At 41.4% G+C, this 19,742-nt stretch carries 14 protein-coding genes and 1 tRNA gene; 11 read left to right on the forward strand and 4 right to left on the reverse strand.

The features are described from left to right. Positions 1-33 precede the first annotated feature (33 nt). The gene (locus CWI32_RS07190; RefSeq protein ID WP_100534966.1) at positions 34-666 is read right to left on the reverse strand and encodes a LysE family transporter; all 633 of its coding nucleotides are present in this window, start codon (positions 664-666) and stop codon (positions 34-36) included. A 49-nt stretch (positions 667-715) separates the two neighbouring features. Beyond that, positions 716-1,435: a glutamine amidotransferase gene (locus tag CWI32_RS07195; protein ID WP_100535159.1), complete on the reverse strand. Its 720-nt coding sequence runs from the start codon at positions 1,433-1,435 to the stop codon at positions 716-718. A 228-nt stretch (positions 1,436-1,663) separates the two neighbouring features. Between CWI32_RS07195 and yfcF the strand changes: the two genes are divergently transcribed. Both yfcF and CWI32_RS07205 read left to right on the forward strand, forming a co-directional pair. Continuing rightward, a complete protein-coding gene (gene yfcF / locus CWI32_RS07200) occupies positions 1,664-2,317 on the forward strand; it encodes a glutathione transferase (protein WP_100534967.1) in 654 nt (217 codons plus the stop codon). A 116-nt stretch (positions 2,318-2,433) separates the two neighbouring features. Next, on the forward strand, positions 2,434-3,375 hold the full coding sequence (locus tag CWI32_RS07205; RefSeq protein ID WP_100534968.1) for a cation diffusion facilitator family transporter: 942 nt from the start codon (positions 2,434-2,436) through the stop codon (positions 3,373-3,375). Between the two features lie 27 nt (positions 3,376-3,402). Here CWI32_RS07205 and CWI32_RS07210 read toward each other — a convergent pair whose 3' ends face one another. Together CWI32_RS07210 and CWI32_RS07215 are read right to left on the reverse strand one after the other, a co-directional pair. Beyond that, positions 3,403-4,383 carry a fatty acid desaturase family protein gene (locus tag CWI32_RS07210; protein ID WP_100534969.1) on the reverse strand — a complete coding sequence of 327 codons (981 nt, stop codon included), beginning with the start codon at positions 4,381-4,383 and terminating at the stop codon, positions 3,403-3,405. A 93-nt stretch (positions 4,384-4,476) separates the two neighbouring features. Further along, entirely contained in the window at positions 4,477-5,265 is a 789-nt protein-coding gene (locus tag CWI32_RS07215; protein ID WP_100534970.1) for a hypothetical protein, read from the reverse strand. 477 nt (positions 5,266-5,742) lie between these two features. Between CWI32_RS07215 and CWI32_RS07220 the strand changes: the two genes are divergently transcribed. The 9 genes from CWI32_RS07220 (at position 5,743) to lptB (ending at position 19,546) form a co-directional block, all read left to right on the forward strand. Then, positions 5,743-13,659, forward strand: coding sequence for an Ig-like domain-containing protein (locus CWI32_RS07220; protein WP_100534971.1), 7,917 nt, complete (start codon positions 5,743-5,745; stop codon positions 13,657-13,659). A 66-nt stretch (positions 13,660-13,725) separates the two neighbouring features. Then, entirely contained in the window at positions 13,726-14,136 is a 411-nt protein-coding gene (locus tag CWI32_RS07225) for a hypothetical protein (protein ID WP_100534972.1), read from the forward strand. 176 nt (positions 14,137-14,312) lie between these two features. Further along, entirely contained in the window at positions 14,313-15,734 is a 1,422-nt protein-coding gene (gene cysS / locus CWI32_RS07230) for a cysteine--tRNA ligase (protein ID WP_100534973.1), read from the forward strand. A gap of 65 nt (positions 15,735-15,799) precedes the next feature. Next, positions 15,800-15,875: transfer RNA gene (locus tag CWI32_RS07235), tRNA-Gly, on the forward strand. Between the two features lie 275 nt (positions 15,876-16,150). Then, the gene (locus CWI32_RS07240) at positions 16,151-17,128 is read left to right on the forward strand and encodes a KpsF/GutQ family sugar-phosphate isomerase (RefSeq protein WP_100534974.1); all 978 of its coding nucleotides are present in this window, start codon (positions 16,151-16,153) and stop codon (positions 17,126-17,128) included. 3 nt (positions 17,129-17,131) lie between these two features. Beyond that, on the forward strand, positions 17,132-17,671 hold the full coding sequence (locus tag CWI32_RS07245) for a KdsC family phosphatase (RefSeq protein WP_100534975.1): 540 nt from the start codon (positions 17,132-17,134) through the stop codon (positions 17,669-17,671). Positions 17,672-17,704: 33 nt separating this feature from the next. After that, a complete protein-coding gene (lptC, locus tag CWI32_RS07250; RefSeq protein ID WP_100534976.1) occupies positions 17,705-18,253 on the forward strand; it encodes an LPS export ABC transporter periplasmic protein LptC in 549 nt (182 codons plus the stop codon). Next, complete coding sequence (gene lptA, locus CWI32_RS07255) at positions 18,237-18,803, forward strand: lipopolysaccharide transport periplasmic protein LptA (protein WP_005096669.1); 567 nt, start codon at positions 18,237-18,239, stop codon at positions 18,801-18,803. The genes lptC and lptA overlap by 17 nt, the downstream gene beginning before the upstream one ends. Further along, positions 18,803-19,546 carry an LPS export ABC transporter ATP-binding protein gene (gene lptB / locus CWI32_RS07260; RefSeq protein ID WP_100534977.1) on the forward strand — a complete coding sequence of 248 codons (744 nt, stop codon included), beginning with the start codon at positions 18,803-18,805 and terminating at the stop codon, positions 19,544-19,546. Before lptA ends, lptB begins: the two co-directional genes overlap by 1 nt. Positions 19,547-19,742: the final 196 nt, after the last annotated feature.

Genomic DNA, 19,742 nt, shown 5'->3' on the forward strand with positions numbered 1-19,742 from the left:
AGGTGCTTTTTTATCGAATAAAATGACTTAGATCTAATCACGATTCAGAATCAGCAGACAGCCAAAACTGATAAAGATCCCGCCTGTAACTCCATCAATCCATTTGGCAAATTTTTGATAATAAGTCGTCATTTTCGGCATTGAAAAAATAATGGCTACAACCGTAAACCAGAGCAAACTTTCGATAAAGACCAGAGCTAAAAGAGAAGACTGTTCTGATAGTTTTGCATTAGGGCTAATCGCCAATGCAAATACACTGCTAAAGTAAATCAGGGCTTTGGGGTTGGCCATGTTGGTGAAAAAACCTTGCAGCAATAATTTAAGATACGACGGCTGAACGATAGAAAGAGCTTCTGCTTTCGAATTTGTTAACGGTAGAGGTGTCTTAAAGCTCGACTTCAACATCAAACTGCCCAGATAGAGTAGATATAATCCACCCAATAGCATTAAGACCTGCTGTAACCAGACCATTTTCTGAAATAAAAAATGCAGGCCGCCAAGTGCGCAAATTGACCAGACCAGAATGCTCAATGAAATGCCGAGGGCTGCACATAAAGCATGCTTTCTGGACTGCCGGATGGCACTTTGGGTGACAAAGAAAAAGTCCGGCCCTGGACTAATCAGGGCAAAAAAATGAATCACGGCAATGCCGAGTAATGCGCTCATAAGGTTTCTACAATTGAAAAGGAAAGTTCAGCCTGAAATTTGTCTGAAACTAGGATGTGATATTTAATTGCGTCAGATATTGTTCTAGTACACTTTTCGAAGCAGTTTCCAGTACAGGTGCACATTGATGATTGGCAGCGCGTAGAGCAGGAATGTCAATTTTAGCCTGACTCAATTCACAGCTATGACCAATCAGCCATTTTTCTAGACTGTCACTGGCCACTTCCGGGTGGAATTGCAGTGCCAGAATATGAGTACCTATACGAAAAGCCTGATTGGAATAAAGTTCAGTACTTGCCAGTAGTTCAGCCTGTTCAGGCAGGTCAAAGGTATCACCATGCCAATGCAGCACGGCAGTATTTTCCAGATTTTGCAGCGGATTGTTTTCGATAGATGCAAGACTCAGCTTAGACCAGCCAATTTCCTTGCTCTGTCCGGCATAGACTTTGGCACCAAGCGCATGGGCGATTAATTGGGCACCCAGACAAATTCCTAAAGTCGGTAAATTCTTATCTAAACGTACTTTCAGTAAGTCTATTTCTTGTTGCAAGAAGGGGAATTCTTCTGTTTGATACACGCCAATCGGACCCCCAAGAATCACGGTTAAACCCGGATGCTCATATGCTTTACGCAGGTCATCAATCCCGGCTTCAAAATAGCGGACGCGTAGCCCCAGCTGATAAAATACATCTTCCCAGGCACCCAGATCTTCAAAAGCCAGATGTTGGATTGCATATACAGTATCGGGGAAATGGTCCAGGTTCAGCATGGTCATTTGATCTAAAACAGGAAATATTTATTTAACGTCATTCTATAAAAAAATAGAAGTCTTTTTCATTGGGTAATTTAAAGCTGAAGATAGTTTCAAGCTGAATAATGCATGCTGCTATAAGGTTCTAAACCGGCTTTGTAGCATTATGCAGCCTGATTTTCATTTTTTAGCAGAAAGGCAGTACAGTAGAGGAGAATATAGAATAAAAAGATTGAGGGAGAAAAAATGCACACTATCTGTCTGTATATCGATAAAAAACGTATCAGTCCTTATGCCATGTCGGTCTATGTCGCTTTAAAAGAAAAAGGTCTGAACTTTCAGGAAAAAGCAGTTGATCTGGATCTGCTGGAGCAGCAAACTGTGGCATATCGGCATATTTGTCCAAGTGGCAAAGTACCTTGTCTGCTGATGGATGATTTTCATTTATTTGAATCTTGGGCGATTACCGAATATCTGGAAGATACTTTTCCAGCGCCTGAGTATCCGGCTTTATATCCTCAAGACAGCAAAGCCAGGGCAAAATGTCGCGCAGTTCAGGCTTTAGTCAAAACCGACTTTATGGCGATCCGCCAGGCCATGCCTTCGGACGCAATCTTTGTGCCGCCTAAAGGACTATTTATTGGCTCAGCTGAGCTTATGCAAGATATTCAGCACTTATTGGCGCTAACGGAAACTTTGTTGAATGAGTACTGGCTGACTGAACAGTGGTCAATTGCAGATTTTGATCTGGCCTTTATGCTGTACCGCTTGCGCAGTCATCAGATTGAACTGCCTGATAAAATTCAGTCATATATTCAGCGCAATTTCCAGCGGGCTTCAGTCCAGGCCTGGATAATGGAAAATGAGAAACTCAAGCTTGAGTCTGCCCAGATTCATTAACCAGCAGATACAAAAAATACCTCAATGGATAAATATCAAGCCTAAGCTGAATGAGAATAATGTGGAATAGTATGAAAAATCATATCCTGGTTGAATAAACATGGAAGGAGTCAGGGGTGGGGAATTCACATCATCATGAGCATAGTCATGTCAACGTGACTGCAAAAAATGCCAAAAAATTATCGATTGCCCTGGCACTTACCACCAGTTTTTTAATTGTGGAAGTTATTGCCGGCTTTCTGACGCAGAGTCTGGCCTTGCTCTCTGATGCCGCACATATGTTTACTGATGCTGCGGCACTGGCCATTGCACTGGTGGCCATCAAGGTTGGGCAAAAACCGGCAGATAACAAACGCACGTTTGGCTATCAACGCTTTGAAATTCTGGCGGCCTTGTTTAATGCCTTAATGCTCTTTGTGGTGGCGATGTATATTTTATTCGAAGCCTATCAACGTTTAAGTAATCCTGCTGAAATCCAGAGTCTGGGGATGATGATCGTGGCGAGTTTAGGACTCGTCATTAACCTGATATCGATGAAAATTCTGGTGTCGAGCAGTCAGGAAAGTCTAAATATCAAGGGCGCTTATCTGGAAGTGCTGAGTGATGCGCTGGGTTCAGTCGGCGTGATAATCGGGGCGCTGGTGATTTATTTTACCGGCTGGATGTGGGTGGATACACTGATTGCAGTTTTGATCGGATTTTGGGTTTTGCCACGTACTTGGATTTTACTCAAGCAGAGCATCAATATTCTGCTGGAAGGCGTACCGGATGAAATCAATATTGAAAAACTGCGTCATGATCTTTTAGCACTCGAAGGCGTACAAGATATTCATCAGCTCAAAGTCTGGGCGATTACCTCGAAGAAAGTCATGCTGACGGTACATTTGGTCGCGCCGCATGTCGATTATAAAAAGCTGCATCATCAGGCTTTTGAGATGTTAAGCCATCAGCATCATATTACCGAAATGACTTTACAGATTGAGGCAGAAGACTGCTTGCCAGAACAGCGCGAACAGTCTCCCCATCGGCATTCACATACCGAACCATATCAGCATTAAAGCACAACCACTTGAGCGTTGGAGTGCTTAATCATTTTTTAACAGTGAGCGGATGACCTTCAAATAACTTGGTGGAGCATCCACATAATTGCGCTCCCTTAACATCCAGTGCATTTTGGGTAGATTTTGATGCGGAACAGATGCCATTAAATGATGTTCAATATGATAGTTCACATGAATCGGTGCAACAAAAGCCCGTGCCAGATAACCTGCACGGGTGGTACGGGTGTTGCTGAGGGCAGAATGACTGGTTTCCAGACCGGCATGTTCAGCCATTGCCCGGATACGAATAAATAAAGGAAATGGTGTGATATACGCCAAAGGCCAAAGTAGATATAGTCTAGGATGGCCACTGGCCCAAAGCGCAGAGAAAATCGTGGCATTTGCGAGTAGCATGCCGGAACTGTTTTTCAGCAGATTCCTGGCCAAATCTAACTTGTTACGATTGCCACGTGGGATGGGCTTAGGGTCATTGGACACACTCCATTCTAGAAGCTCTAAATCCATCAATATCCGGCCTACCAGAAATTTAAGACCAGACTGACCGTTTAGGTCACGAAAAAATTTCCTTAATAATGAAGCTCGCGTAATGGGAAAGTTTTTCACTAGACCCAAATCCGGATCATCGGGCTGAGAGGTTTTGGCATGATGTTTCAGATGATAAGGGCGATATTTGCTGACCTCATTCCAGATCGGGCGTGCACAGAGCCAATCCGTCAAATATGTATTTAACCATTTGGTTTTAAATAAACTATGATGTGAAGCATCATGCATTAAAATCGCCATGGCGAGCTGACGACCTGCCAGAATGGCCAGTGCCAGCGCACACATCAAAATTTTCCCCCATACCGGCAAATATTCCCAGCTATAGGCCACGGTACCAAAGGTCATTACAATCACTGCCCAGGTTGAACCTACAGCCCAAGCTCCGTGTAAGTCAGAACCTGTCGTAAGTTCTTTGATTTCTTCACGGCTAAAAAGTTCGGTAACACTGACTTTGCTGTTCATTATTCTGCCTGTCTTTAATTCTTATATCTGCTTCCAATATATTTGCAGTAAATATTACAGTCAATTTATTTTTGTGAGTAAATATGAAATAAACTATACACCCTGATTTTTAAAATATTGTTGCCATAAAACTTGTCCCTGTCTTTCTATTTTACGCACTGCCAGCTCAAATTGTTGCCGAGCTTCGGCATCTAGCCATTCTGCAGGCAAGAGGGGATCGGCACGTAAACTGAATAGGGCAGGTTTGGCTAAATAAAAAGCAGTTTTTGCAGCTTCAGATAATGGTAAGTTCTTGTAGTGATTAAACCATTGATTAATTTCTTGAGTGACTTCCCGATAGGTTCGATGTAGTGCCGGAACATCCCAGAGCCTACAGATATCTAATTCCGGATCTATCTCACTGACCTGAAAAAATCGTGCATCCGGATCTAGTCCGAACTGGATCACCGCTGTCTTTAATTCGGCTAGGCTCAGCATTAAATTGTCTGGACGAATAAAGACATTTTGTTCTATTTCCTGAAAACCATAGTAACGCAGCGCTTTTTCCCTTTTTGATAATGCAGTGCGATCTACGCGTCCCAAAGCACCGGTATAGACCAGCATATATTTTCCCTTCCAGCTAGATGCCATTTGCATATTGGGATGTTTGTTCAAGCTGATAAAAGAAGTATCAAATTTTTTCTCTCGCAATTGATATACACCGCGCTCTACAGCCTGAATGACATTTTCCTGATTCAGTCGGGCCACGGCAACCCGAAGGCTATTGTGAGAAATATCCAGTAAATCTGCAGCACATAGCAGCTGTTTGATAGTGGCAGTAGAATTTTGAGACGCATATAACAAGTCTAAAACTAGATGACGGGCATTCAATTTATACTTCATGAATCAATAACATTGTGAGGAATAGGGGATTTTGCTGACCATAGCATTTCAGAAAGAAGAATCCAAAGTAATTCAGACTAAAGTATTTCATGAAGTTAATGGGGAATATAAAAATGGTGAATTGGATGATGAATTATTTATATAATATTTATTTATATTTTGTATTAATATTAATCGTATTATTTTTGTTTATTACGCTAATTGGAATATAATTAGCTTTTGTGTAAGCTATAAATATTATTAAACATTATGTGATTTTTAAAAAAAATTTATATGTTTTTATTTTTAAAATTTTAAATTATTTCTTTATCAAATATATATTAATTCTTTGGTAAAAATATTTTAGAAAAACTTAATTGTTGGGGGCTATAGCATAAATTAATAAAATTAACTGTATAAAATACTTAATTAATACTTGAAAAGTGAGATATTTCACAGTTTAATTCCCATCAATATAGTTGGTTTTTTGGGGTTTTTATGCAAGTTCAAGTTATTTCAAAAGTTGATGGTAGTAATCAGTTAGTAAAAGAATACTTAGAAAAAATAGTATTAACTAAAGATTCTATAGTTTTAGTAGATATAAAAATTGAAGATATAGAAAAGATTGAATATTTAAGTAATCAAGCTGTAATTACTTTAAAAAATGGTGAAAAAATAGTAGTTGATAACTTTGATGAAGCAGAAAGTTCATTGGTTTTTAGAAATGAAAAATCAGAATTATATTTATTTGATTTTGAAACTATTAGTTATAATCCGATTGATAAGATTGAGCCGTTATTGTATGGACAGTCTGAATCTACTTTTATTAGTGTTTGGCCATTTGTTGGTTTGGCACTAAGTGGAATTGGCTTAATAGCAGCAGGGAGCTCTGGATCTTCTAGCAGTTCAGAGAACAACGATAGTATTGTTGATGAAGTGGTTACGCAAATTGCAGTGACAGAAGCTGCGGTAAAGAAAGCCGAGAAATCGCATGCAGAGGCAGTAGCGAAGCTGCAAGACCATGATGCAAATGAAGATGGCATTATTAGCCAGTCAGAACTGGATAGCTTCCTGAGCTCACCTGAATGGACCCAAGCGCAAACAGACAAAGCTGCAGCAGCAGAAAAAGTTGCCCTGGTTGCAGATGCTGATGTGAAATCCGGTCTGGAAGATCGTCTGGAAGCATTGACTGCACCACTTGCAGGTGACCTGAATGACAATGGAAACATTGATCCAGCTGAACAGGTGATCCTGGATGCGCTGGCTGCAGTAGAGAAAGCCGAGAAATCGCATGCAGATACAGTGGCGAAACTGCAAGACCATGATGCAAATGAAGATGGCATTATTAGCCAGTCAGAACTGGATAGCTTCCTGAGCTCCCCTGAATGGACCCAAGCGCAAACAGACAAAGCTGCAGCAGCAGAAAAAGTTGCCCTGGTTGCAGATGCTGATGTGAAATCCGGTCTGGAAGATCGTCTGGAAGCATTGACTGCACCACTTGCAGGTGACCTGAATGACAATGGAAACATTGATCCAGCTGAACAGGTGATCCTGGATGCGCTGGCTGCAGTAGAGAAAGCCGAGAAATCGCATGCAGATACAGTGGCGAAACTGCAAGACCATGATGCAAATGAAGATGGCATTATTAGCCAGTCAGAACTGGATAGCTTCCTGAGCTCACCTGAATGGACCCAAGCGCAAACAGACAAAGCTGCAGCAGCAGAAAAAGTTGCCCTGGTTGCAGATGCTGATGTGAAATCCGGTCTGGAAGATCGTCTGGAAGCATTGACTGCACCACTTGCAGGTGACCTGAATGACAATGGAAACATTGATCCAGCTGAACAGGTGATCCTGGATGCGCTGGCTGCAGTAGAGAAAGCCGAGAAATCGCATGCAGATACAGTGGCGAAACTGCAAGACCATGATGCAAATGAAGATGGCATTATTAGCCAGTCAGAACTGGATAGCTTCCTGAGCTCACCTGAATGGACCCAAGCGCAAACAGACAAAGCTGCAGCAGCAGAAAAAGTTGCCCTGGTTGCAGAGGGTGAGGTGAAAGCTGACTTGCAAGATCGACTGGATGCATTGACTGCACCGCTTGCAGGTATAGATATCCTCAATCCAACTGTTGAATTAAGTACCAATAAAGACTTATTGGGTATTGGTGAAGAAGCTAAAATTACTTTTAAATTCAGTGAGGAAGTCCAAGAGCTAGAAAATACAAATATTGAAGTGATAGGTGGCATACTTTCTAATTTGATTAAAATTGATGCTACAACTTGGACCGCTACATTTACTCAAGTTGGAAATGAAGCACCAAGTATTAATATTGCCCAAGGTTCATATCAAGATATTGCTGGGAATGATGGTTTAGCGGGTAGTCTGAATGCAGAGAGTGGCTTTGGTCTAACACGTCCTACAGTGTTAGTTGTCTTTGATAATGTAGATATCGCCGATATCCTAAATAATCCACTTTATGATAAAAATGCTACAAGTAATCAGGTGGTTGAAAATGATGCTTTTACAAATGATAGGTCGCCTACTTTGGTTGGTACAGGAACATTTGGTGATAATGTAAGTATTGAAATTACAACTGGTGTTTCAACATTCAATTTATCCACTATAGTAGCAGCTGATGGGTCATGGGTATTAGATTTAGCAGCAGAACAACCCCCAATTGAATTACCAAATGGTTTAGTCACTATCAGTATAGGTGGTAATGAACCATTAATTAGCTTTAATGTTGATACTGTAATTTCATCCCCAGAAATTTTACTTGAAGAAGATACCTTTGCAACTGAAGGTACCGGTACAGACACAGATGGTATTACTAGCAATCCACAAATGAATGTTGTGGTAGACAGTGATGCAGCTTGGAGTTATTCAACCAATGGTGGTAAAGACTGGAGCATTGGAACAGGTAGCAGCTTTATTCTGAAAGATGGTAATTATGCAGCTGGTTCAATTATCGTTAAAGCAGTTGATGCAGCTGGAAATGTCAAAGAGACTGCCACAACCAAAGCTATTACTATTGATACGGCTGCGCCTCGTGAATTATCTGAAGTTTTGGTAGATACAGGTCTCTCAAACATTGACCGTTATACCAATGAAGCAACAGTTAATATTTCAGGTATTGAAGCAGGTACAGAACAATTCTATTCATTAGATAATGGAAAAACTTGGACTTTAATCAGCAACGGAAGCTTTGAGTTAACTGGTCAGACTTCAGGTGTAATTACGTTTGATTCAGAACAAGTACAAATCAAACAGGTCGATTTAGCAGGGAATACCACTGTAACTAAACTTGATGCGATTACACTTGACTTAGATCGACCAAATGCACCCACTGCTGAATTAAGGACTGGTAAAGAAAATAATGTCTTGGAAATTAAAGGATTAGAGTCTGATTTAACTTCGTGGGAATATACACTGAATGGTAGAGATTGGATTACAGGTGATGCAAGTAAGACTATTGTTCTAGCAGATGGAACATATAACGCTGCAGATATTAAGTTCCGTCAAACTGATAAAGCCGGTAACTTGAGCGATGAACAGTCATTTGGTACAGATGTAGTTATCGATACGATTGCACCAGTTGCCCCAGTAATTGTTAATGCGGAAGATAATGGTGCTACCCCGGTTGCAAACTTGCTGAATGGTGCATTTACCAATGATACAACTCCTATCATTAAAGGTACTGTGGCGGATGATGTTCAATACGTTATTATTGAAATAAACGGCAAGCCTTATATTAATGAAGGTGAAATACAAAAAATTACAGTAAATGAAGATTATACTTGGTCATTTGAAGTACCAACAGCACTAGCAGATCAACAATATGTAATTAATGCTATTGCAGTTGATGCTGCTGGAAATCAGTCTGTGGCTTCTTCTGACTTTGTGTTGAATGTTGATACATCAGCTCCAGCGTTACCAACAGTTGAATTACCAGGAAATATCAGCTCAGCTCAGCATTATTTGGGAGTTGATGTTAAAGGTACAGCAGAACCAAATTCTGAAGTTACGGTCACTTGGCAGGATGAGGATGGGAATAACCTACCGTATATAGTGACAACAACTACAAATGCCAAGGGTGAATGGACAGCGCATTTCGAATCTACAAATATGCCTGCTGTACCTGCATCCGGTAGTCAACCTTATAAGGTTTCTGCAAAAGCGACAGATGCAGCTGGAAATACATCATTACCAGCAACAGGTGATGCGACAATTACCCAAGGACAATCTGCTGCAATTAAGCCTATCACAGGTGATGATGTTATTAATATTGCCGAGCGTGATGCAGTAACACTTCGAGTTGAAGGTTCATTTCAAGAAAAATCAGGAATAAACTCAAAAATTTATATTCGGGTTAAAGATGCTGCTGGAAACTATTTAGATATTGATACTGATGGCACAAACAAAGTTGCAGATATTGAGGGTGTAGTCGCTAACGGTCTTTGGTCTGTAGATTTAACAAATGCGAATTTCCTTAAAAATTTAGTGAATGAAAATCAGTATACTATTGAAATTCATGATAATTTGTATACTAATCCAAATGCTTTGCCAGGTTTTAAACCAGTCATTTTGGCAACTCGTACATTCACTACAGATTATTTAGCTCCTGCAACTCCAAGCAATATTGTTGTCACAGACAATATTGATGAAACTGGTGCGATTGGCACAGAAAGTTCTGTGACAAACCTTTATACCAATGACAACTTGCTTAAAATTTCAGGTCAAGGAGCCGAAGTAGGCAACATCATTAGTATTAAAGATGCTGCCGGTAATGTGATTGCGACTACAACTGTCCAAGCGGCAGATGCAACACATCCAACGAATTGGTGGAGCGTAGACTTAACCACACCATTACCTGAAGGGGCTCAAAGCTTATCTGTAACAGAAACAGATAAAGCGGGTAATCCATCTCCTGCGGCAACAATTGACCTTGTTGTAGACACTATAGCTCCAACCCTTAGTATTGATCCAATTGCGGTAAATAATGTGCTAGATGCTGTAGAGGCAACTCAGGATCTGGTGTTAACTGGTAAAGTTGCGGTTGAATCACCAATGCCAACTATTCAGGTTGAATTGAATGGTCAAACTTATACTGCCAACGTCAATACCAATGGGGTATGGACTGCAACTGTTCCACCTACAGATTTGGCTGACTTAAGCAACTCAACTTATCTTGTAACTGTTATTGCGACAGATAAAGCGGGCAATGAAACCACTGAAGTGAAAAATGTGGTTGTTGATTTATCACAAACAGCCAAGTTGCAAGAAGCGAGCTATAAAGTTGAAGTGGTTGATTTGTTAGATGGTGATGGAAACCCTGTGGTAGATTCAGAGGGCAATCCAGTTAAACAGTCAGTTACCATCTACCCGACAGTGGAAGGTAAGTTGGCTATTGCTGCTGATGTTACTCAAGTAAAACTGGTTGTACCAACAACAACGACCACGACTTTCAATGGTAAGTCGCTAGATTGGGCTGTATCTGCAGATGGGCATACCTTAACAGGCAAGATTGCCGGTGAAACTGTTCCTGTATTTACGGTGACTGTAGATGATAACGGCACATATAAAGTCGTTATGACTAAAGGTGCAGACCATCTTGTTAGTCAGCTGGAAACAGTTGAGATTCCTTTCGAGTTAACCAGTCCAGAAGGAACCAGTAGCAGTAAACTTAATGTCGTGATTTCCGATAATGGTCCGGTAGCTTCTGATCCGATCAATATTGTTTTGAATGATGTGGCTACAGTTGAAGGTAATCTGGTTGAATCATATGGTATCGATGGCGGACATCTGCAAGCAGTGACCATTGAAGGCAATACCTATGTCTACGATGCAGCAACGAATACTGTAAAACAGTATGGTAATTCTGAAAGCGTGTACGCATACAGTTATTCAAATAATAACCAGCACTTACTGAATGTGACTACAATCCACGGAAACACAGTTACGGTGGATATGGAAACTGGACAATATCAGGTTTCTGCGAATGGTATTAATACTCAAGAGACTGTAAATGCTAAACCTAGCGCTGATTTGGGCAACAAAGGTGGCTTGTTAGGTAGCGCCAATGTTAATGTGGCCGGTTTAATTGATCTAAGCAGCTCACAGCTTTACACGGTTAATGATGCAGACAATAATCTGACCAAAGTTATGATTCAAAATGCAGCATTGCTGAATCTGGACTTGGGTGGACGTTATTCATATTCGAAAGCAATGGCTGCAGAGTTTGGATTTAAAATTGACCTGATTACAGCCTTTTTGGTAACACCTGCTCGTATCACCATTACTTCAATTAATGGTGGTCCAATGGATGTGGATAAACTGAATGAATTCTTAGGTACGGTTTCAAGTACTAAAGGTTTGGGTCAAGTTCTGGATGTGAAACTTCTTGCCGGTCAAACCATTGAAGCAACCGATCAGGAAAGTGCTGTAGGTAGTGATACCACAGTTAACCTGGCTGACGTTGGAGTATTAACTGGCCTGGGTGAACTGGTCGCATTACAGGAATCCGGCATTATTCAAGAAGGTAGTTCTTCAACTGATGTCATTAATGGGGATCAAAGTAGTTTGTCCAAAGATGACCGCTTATATGGTTATGACGGCAATGACAACTTATATGGTCTCAGTGGTAATGACTTGCTTCGTGGCAGTAAAGGCGATGACAAGCTGTATGGCGGAACTGGCAGCGACATCCTGATTGGTGGTCAAGGTAACGATACCTTGACTGGCGATAATGGCGAAACGGCATATAGTGATGTATTCAAGTGGGAACTGAATGATCAATTGCCATCAGCCGGTCAAACGGGTGTTACTACAGATATTATTAATGACTTCAATACAGATTCAATCCGTGCAGACGGTGATATTCTTGACCTTGCAGGCTTACTCAAAGGTGAAGGCCGCATTGGATCGAGTACGGGTAATCTGACCAACTACTTACACTTTGTATTGGTACGCAATGAAGATGGGACATTTAATACCGAAATCCACATCAGTACAGATGGTAATTACATTGGTGGCTACAGTAGCACTGTTGCATCGAATACAGATCAGATCATTGTATTGAAAGGCGTGGATCTGGTTTCTCAATTTGACAATGATCAGCAAATTATTAGTGATTTACTGAACAAAGGTAAATTGAATGTCGATTCTGCGCAGTTCGAAGCCGGTCAATTGGCTGACCAGAACATTAACATTTCAGCTGAAATTGTTGATGGCGATCAAGATGTCGTGACAACTCCAGAAAGCAGCATTGATACTTCTGCGATTCCTGATCAGAGTTTTGATCCGAGTAATATTGCACCGGTGACTCAGGTCGATGTGGGTAGCCTACTCGGACTGATTAATCTGGATGCACTAGACTTATTGAACTTAAGCGAACAATACTTGACTGCTTATGATGAAGACAACAACTTGCAAAAAGTTGAAGTGAAATATCAGCCAGTACTGACTGTAAGTTTAACGCCAATGGAATTGCATGCATCTCAAAAACTGGCTGCAGAATTAGGACTGCGTGTGAGCATCAAAAATGACGATGGTGTATTAGGGCTTATTGCACCAAGTTCAACCTTGACCATTGTTTCAGCTACACCGGGTGCAACCATCGACAATCTCGCGGTTAACGAGTTACTCGGCAGCATTTATTTGACTGCTCAAGGGGGTACATTATTAACTGGTGACGTGTTAAATCTGGATGTAATTAACAGTATTAACATTACTGCAACCGACACTCAAGGTGCTTCAAGAACCAATGATGTAGCACAGTTACTTGGTGTGAATTTATTAAATGCCAAGTCATTTAATAGTGCTGCCAGCAAGATTATTGAAGGTGATAAAACTCTGTCTGATCTGAATGATGTTCTGGATTATTCAAGCTCAACTGAAAGTATCCGTATTTACGGTATGAACGGTAATGACACGATTCATGCAGGATCGGGAGATGACCTGATTCGTGGCGGTAATGGTAACGAAAGCATTAATGCAGGATCGGGAGATGACCTGATTATTGGAGGCCAGGGTAATGATCAAATTACCGGTGGCGCAGGTCAAGATCTGGTTATCTTTGAGGTTCTTGAAAATGCCGCAAGTGATGCCGGTAATGGTCTGGATACATGGGATGACTTCCATGTAGGTTCTGTGGCTACAGATGCAAATGCAGATATGATTAATATTCATGCACTTTTAGATGGTAAGCAAAATGATGCCAATATCAGTGAGTATTTATCACTGAAATTCGAAGGTGATGATATAACTTTGGTTATTGATCGTGATGGTAAGGGCTCGCAATTTGGTCAAGCCGACCTGCTGAAATTGCAAGGCTTAAAGTCTAATAGTTCTCTGTCGAGTAAGACAGAAACTCAGATCCTTGAGTTGTTGCTAAACAACGACCAAATCATCTACTAATTCTCATAGGGTGAAAGCAGCAACTTTCACCCTGTTGGCTGCTATCTTTAAAATATTGAGTTATTCATGAAAAAATTATTATTGTCTGTATTAGTCCTTACAGCATCATTCACGCTAGCAAATGCAAATACGGAAACAAAAAAATCAGCAAATTTAGGTAATTTTCAAGGTCGATATGCTCTTGATTGTTCCGTGCAGAAAGCCCACAACTTATCATATGTGATCGGAGATAAAAGCATTTTGCGTTTAATTTCTGCGAAGAAAAAATCGGGTGTATTTGAGAAGAAATTTGTACGTCAGGGTAGAAAAGCAAGTGATGGTTCGCAGTATCAATTTACGGTTGCATACACAGGTTTTGATGTCGACTTTTATAAGAAAGGTGAACAAAACTGGATTAATGTACATAGTACGGGCATCGTAAATCATTTTGGTCCAAAAACTAAAGAAGCACTGGTCCAATGCAAAAGTGAAACTTAGTTCTAAAACTCACTAAAACTACGAGTGAAAAAAAGACCAGTTAGATACTGGTCTTTTTTTATTCTTGGATTCTTTCATGAATGGGCTAATTTTATAAAAACATATCTTAAAACTTTATGAAAAATAGTGCTTAGGTTAAGATGAGCCATCATTTGTAAAAGCATTCTAGAAGACCTATGCAACCATTTGTTCTATATAACTCAGAGCAACGTAAAAAAGTAGAATTTGTTCCTCGTAAGGAAGGTCAGATTGATCTGTATGTTTGTGGTATGACGGTCTATGACTATTGTCATATTGGACATGCACGTACAGTGGTTGCATTCGACTATATTATTCGTTTCTTGCGTAGCCAGGGCTGGCAGGTAAAATATGTACGTAATATCACCGATATTGATGACAAAATCATTAAACGTGCTAACGAAAATGGTGAAAGTATTTCATCACTCACCAGTCGTTTTATTGATGCGATGAATGAAGATTTTGCCAAATTAGGCTGTCTAGCTCCAGATGCTGCACCGAAAGCCACCGACTATATCGATCAAATGCAAAATATGATTGGCACCCTCGTGGATAACGGTACAGCATATCCAGCCAATAATGGCGATGTATATTTCGAAGTTGAAAAATTTGCCAAATATGGTCGTCTTTCAGGTCGTAAACTGGAAGATATGCAAGCCGGCGCTTCTGAACGTGTAGATGTGGAAGTTGAGAAAAAGCATCCATTTGACTTTGTGCTTTGGAAACATGCCAAAGAAAACGAGCCATCTTGGACATCACCTTGGGGTAATGGTCGTCCAGGCTGGCATATTGAATGTTCTGCGATGTCAACTTGCTGCTTGGGTAATCATTTCGATATTCATGGTGGTGGTGCTGACCTAAGCTTCCCGCATCATGAAAACGAGATTGCACAATCTGAAGCAGCGACAGGTGAACAGTATGTAAACTACTGGATGCATGCCGGTTTCATCAACGTCGATGGTGAAAAGATGTCGAAGTCTTTGGGTAACTTCTTCACCATTCGTGATGTGATTGAAAAATTCCATCCAGAAGTAGTGCGTTACTTTATCGTGTCTTCACACTATCGCAGCCCAGTGAATTATTCTGATGTGGCATTAAAAGAAGCGAAAAATACGCTCATGCGTTTCTATCATTCCTTTAAAGCTTATCAAGCGGTATATGGCGAGCAAGTTGTTGAAACTCTAGATCAAAGCTTTGTTGAACGTTTCAATACAGCAATGCGTGATGACTTCAATACTCCAGAAGCCATTGCTGTGTTGTTTGAACTGAATAAAGAGCTGAATCGTGCAGTAAAAGACCAGAATCAGGAACAGGCTGCTGTTTATTATTCTACTTTGCGTCATCTCACCAATATCCTGGGTCTGGTGCAGCACAATGTCGATGAGTTCTTGAAATCTGATATTGGTCAGGAAGCTTTAAGCTTATCTGAAGCGCAGATTGAAGACCTGATCCAGCAACGTAAGGATGCCAAGAAAGAGAAAAACTTTGCTCGTGCTGATGAAATCCGTCAGTCTTTGTTAGACCAAGGTGTGGTTTTGGAAGATACCCGTCAAGGTACGGTATGGCGTCGTGCTGATTAATTCAGCAGTTGAATCGATAGAGAGTTGACAGCTACAGGAAACTCTTTATAATCCACTTCCATATTGCGGGAATAGCTCAGTTGGTAGAGCACAACCTTGCCAAGGTTGGGGTCGCGAGTTCGAGTCTCGTTTCCCGCTCCAAAATTTAAAAACCCTGATCGAAAGATTGGGGTTTTTTATTGCCTATGCAAAATAAAAAAGGAAAATCAGAACTGATTTATATGATTGAAATCTGAAAAAAATGATGTGTTTGTTCTAAGAGAAATTTCAAAACATTCTGTGTAAGTTTTATGAAAAGCCATACATTTTGAAACCTGCAATTTGCATAGATATGATAAAATTGCGAAAATTATTTTTTGCTAGACTAAGTCAACTCCGTATAGAGTTAAGGTAAACCTACTTTGAACCCACCAAATATGCCAAATCAAATAGATTTCCAGAAAGTTGCACTTGAAACACTGCGTATCGAAGAACAAGCATTACAGATTTTAGCCACGCAAATCGATGAGCGTTTTAGTCAGGCATGTGAAATTATCCTGCAGTGCAAAGGTCGTCTGGTGATTACCGGGATGGGGAAATCCGGGCATATTGGCCGTAAAATGGCGGCGACTTTTGCTTCTACAGGTACACCATCATTTTTTATGCATCCAGGAGAGGCGGGACATGGTGATCTTGGTATGCTTGTGCCGGGAGATGTACTGATTGCCGTTTCCAACTCGGGCAAGAGTGATGAAATCATGATGCTGATGCCTTTGATCAAGCGTCTGGAAATTCCTTTAATTACCATCAGCGGTGATGCCAAAGGCCCAATGCCACAAAATGCCGATGTAGCGTTAACTTTAGGCAATCTACAGGAAGCCTGTCCGCTCGGTCTGGCTCCGACTTCGAGTACAACCGCAACTTTGGCCCTAGGCGATGCTTTGGCTGTGGCGTTGCTGGATGCTCGCGGCTTTACTTCGGATGATTTTGCACGTTCGCATCCTGCCGGAGCTTTGGGCAAGCGACTGCTTTTACATGTAAAACATCTAATGCGCACAGGTTCGGATTTGCCAAAAGTCTCGCCAGATACCGCCATGAATAAAGTGCTTTATGAAATTTCCAATAAACGTCTGGGATTGACCACGGTGGTCGATGAAAATGATGTACTGCTGGGAATTTTTACCGATGGTGACTTACGTCGCCTGATCGACAAGCAGCAGGGCTTTGACGTTAATCTGGCGATTCAAGACGTGATGACTAAAAATCCGTTAACGATTTCTCAGGATGCACGTGCAGTCGTGGCACTGGAACGTATGAATGAACGTAAAATCAACCAGTTCGTAGTGGTTGATGATGCCAATAAAGTGATTGGTGTGATTAGTATGCATGACCTGATTCAGGCTGGGGTAAATTAAGAAATGGCATCTTATGTATTGTTAGAGCAGGCACGTCATATTTCAGCATTAGTGCTTGATGTCGATGGTATTTTAAGTGACGGCTTTGTCACGCTAACCAATACGGGTGATGAGATTAAATCATTCGATATCCGTGATGGTCTGGGCATGAAACTAGTTCAGCAGGCGGGCATCAAGGTCATCATTATTACTGGCCGTAAAAGCAATATTGTCGAAAAGCGCATGTCTGACCTGGGTGTGGATCTGGTTTATCAGGGCCGTGAAGATAAAGGCACCGCACTTCGTGAAGCATGTGCACAACTGAATATTGATCCAGACGATTGCCTGTATATGGGCGATGACTGGCCTGATCTTTCGGCTTTTGCCATTGCGGGCATGAAGGTGACTGTGCCGAATGGTCATCTGGAGGTGCGGCGTCGTGCAGATCTGGTGACTCAGGCTTTGGGTGGGCGTGGAGCAGTACGTGAAATCTGCGATATGCTGCTGATGTCCAAGGGTGTATACCAAGAGTTACTTGAAAAATATACTCGTGCGCCTTATTAATAAGTCATATCTTTTGGATTAAGTACACCGCTTATGGATACTAAAGTTTTATATATTACGGCTGTGGTTATTGCCGCAATAAGTGGTGGTTATTATTATTACAGCGGCAAGGGCAATAAGCTGCAGATTGATTCTGCACGCAGCATGACCTATTCCGCCAAAAATATTAACTTAACCCAGACGGATGAAAAAGGCATGTTATCGGTTCGTGCTCAGGTAGACCGACTTGAGCAGAACTTGCAGCAACAAACCTCAAAGCTGGAAAACCTGCAGGCATCGACCTATGACAATGCTCAAGTCGATGCGACTTTCTCTGCCAAAATGGCGCATGGCTATGATGACAATACAAAAGTTGTACTCTCTCAAGAAGTGCTTGCCACCAAAATCATGCAAAATGGACAGTTAGAGTTCCGTACTGAGGAGCTGACGGCTTTTCCAAAAACACGTGAAATTGAAACTGATAAAACGGTGATCGTTGAGTCTCCACAGGCTGAATTTATCAGCCAGGGTCTTAAAGCCAATCTTAATGATGGTCAATACGAATTCTTTAATATTCGAGGAAAGTATGAACCAAATTCCTAAAGTCAAAATGATGCACACTTTCCTGAAGCGCACTGCGCTGGCGACTGTGATTGGACTTTTTTCAATCGCGGCCTTTGCCTTGCCATCTGACCGTAACCAGCCGATCACCTTGCTGGCGGATCGCGCGACTTTTAATGAGCGTACTGGGGTGACGACCTATTCTGGCAATGTCATCATTGAACAGGGCACCATGAAGCTGCAAGCCAATTCAATTGTGGCCAATCTGAACAATAAGCGCCAGATTAGCCTGATCACGGCTACCGGTAGCCCGACACAGTTCCAGCAAAAAGTAGATGCCTCCAAAGGTCTGACCAAAGGTCAGGCTCAGAAAATTGTCTACAATGCTGAAACCGGAATTATTACCCTGTCTGGTAATGCCTTATTGCAGCAGGATGGGGCCAGTATTCGTGGTGCGACTTTAAAATATAGTATGAATAAAGGTGATGTTGAAGCGATTGGTACACCGAATAAAACCGGTTCAGCTGAAGGTCGCGTAAAAATTGTGATTCCACCATCAGCTTCACAATCCTTTCCAGGAGCACGTGATTAATGGAACAATCGCAGCAAGTTCAAACCTTGACCATCAAACATCTGGCGAAAAATTATAATAAGCGCTGGGTGGTGAAAGATGTGTCTTTTAGTATGGAAAGTGGCCAGATTGTCGGATTGCTCGGACCTAATGGTGCAGGTAAAACCACCAGCTTCTATATGGTCGTCGGTCTGGTACGTATGGATAAAGGTGAAATCTATCTGGATGATCTGGATCTTTCTGATCTGGCCATGCATGAACGGGCACGCAAGGGAATTGGCTATTTGCCGCAAGAAGCATCGATTTTCCGCAAGCTGACAATTTCACAAAATATTATGGCGATTCTGGAAATCCGCAAGGATTTGACCAAGGCTCAGCGTCAGCAACGTCTGGCGGAACTTTTGGCCGACTTTAAAATCACTCATATCAAAGATTCTTTAGGAATGAGTGTTTCCGGTGGTGAGCGACGCCGTGCCGAGATTGCACGTGCATTGGCGGCAGATCCAAAATTTATGCTACTCGATGAGCCTTTTGCTGGTGTCGACCCGATCTCGGTTGGTGATATTAAAGATATCATCACCACTTTGAAAGATCGTGGGATTGGGGTATTGATTACCGATCATAATGTGCGTGAAACGCTGGCGATTTGTGAACATGCTTATATTGTGAGTGAGGGAGCATTGCTTGCTGAAGGTACGCCAGCAGAAATTCTGGCCAATGAAACAGTAAGAAAAGTTTATTTAGGTGATGATTTTACCGTATAAACAGCTTTTATGTCTGTAAGATACCCACATCACGACACCAATTGTCGGATGAGGGTTTTTTTTCATCAAATCAACGTTAAAAAAGTATCTTTTACAACGATTTGATATATTGTTAGGCTAAAACACGAAACATTAATTATTATGCGATTTAGGGTACAGCACATAAAAAATGTTCAGGGGAAAACCGATAAAAAAA

This window comes from Acinetobacter pseudolwoffii, assembly GCF_002803605.1.
Taxonomy (GTDB): domain Bacteria; phylum Pseudomonadota; class Gammaproteobacteria; order Pseudomonadales; family Moraxellaceae; genus Acinetobacter; species Acinetobacter pseudolwoffii.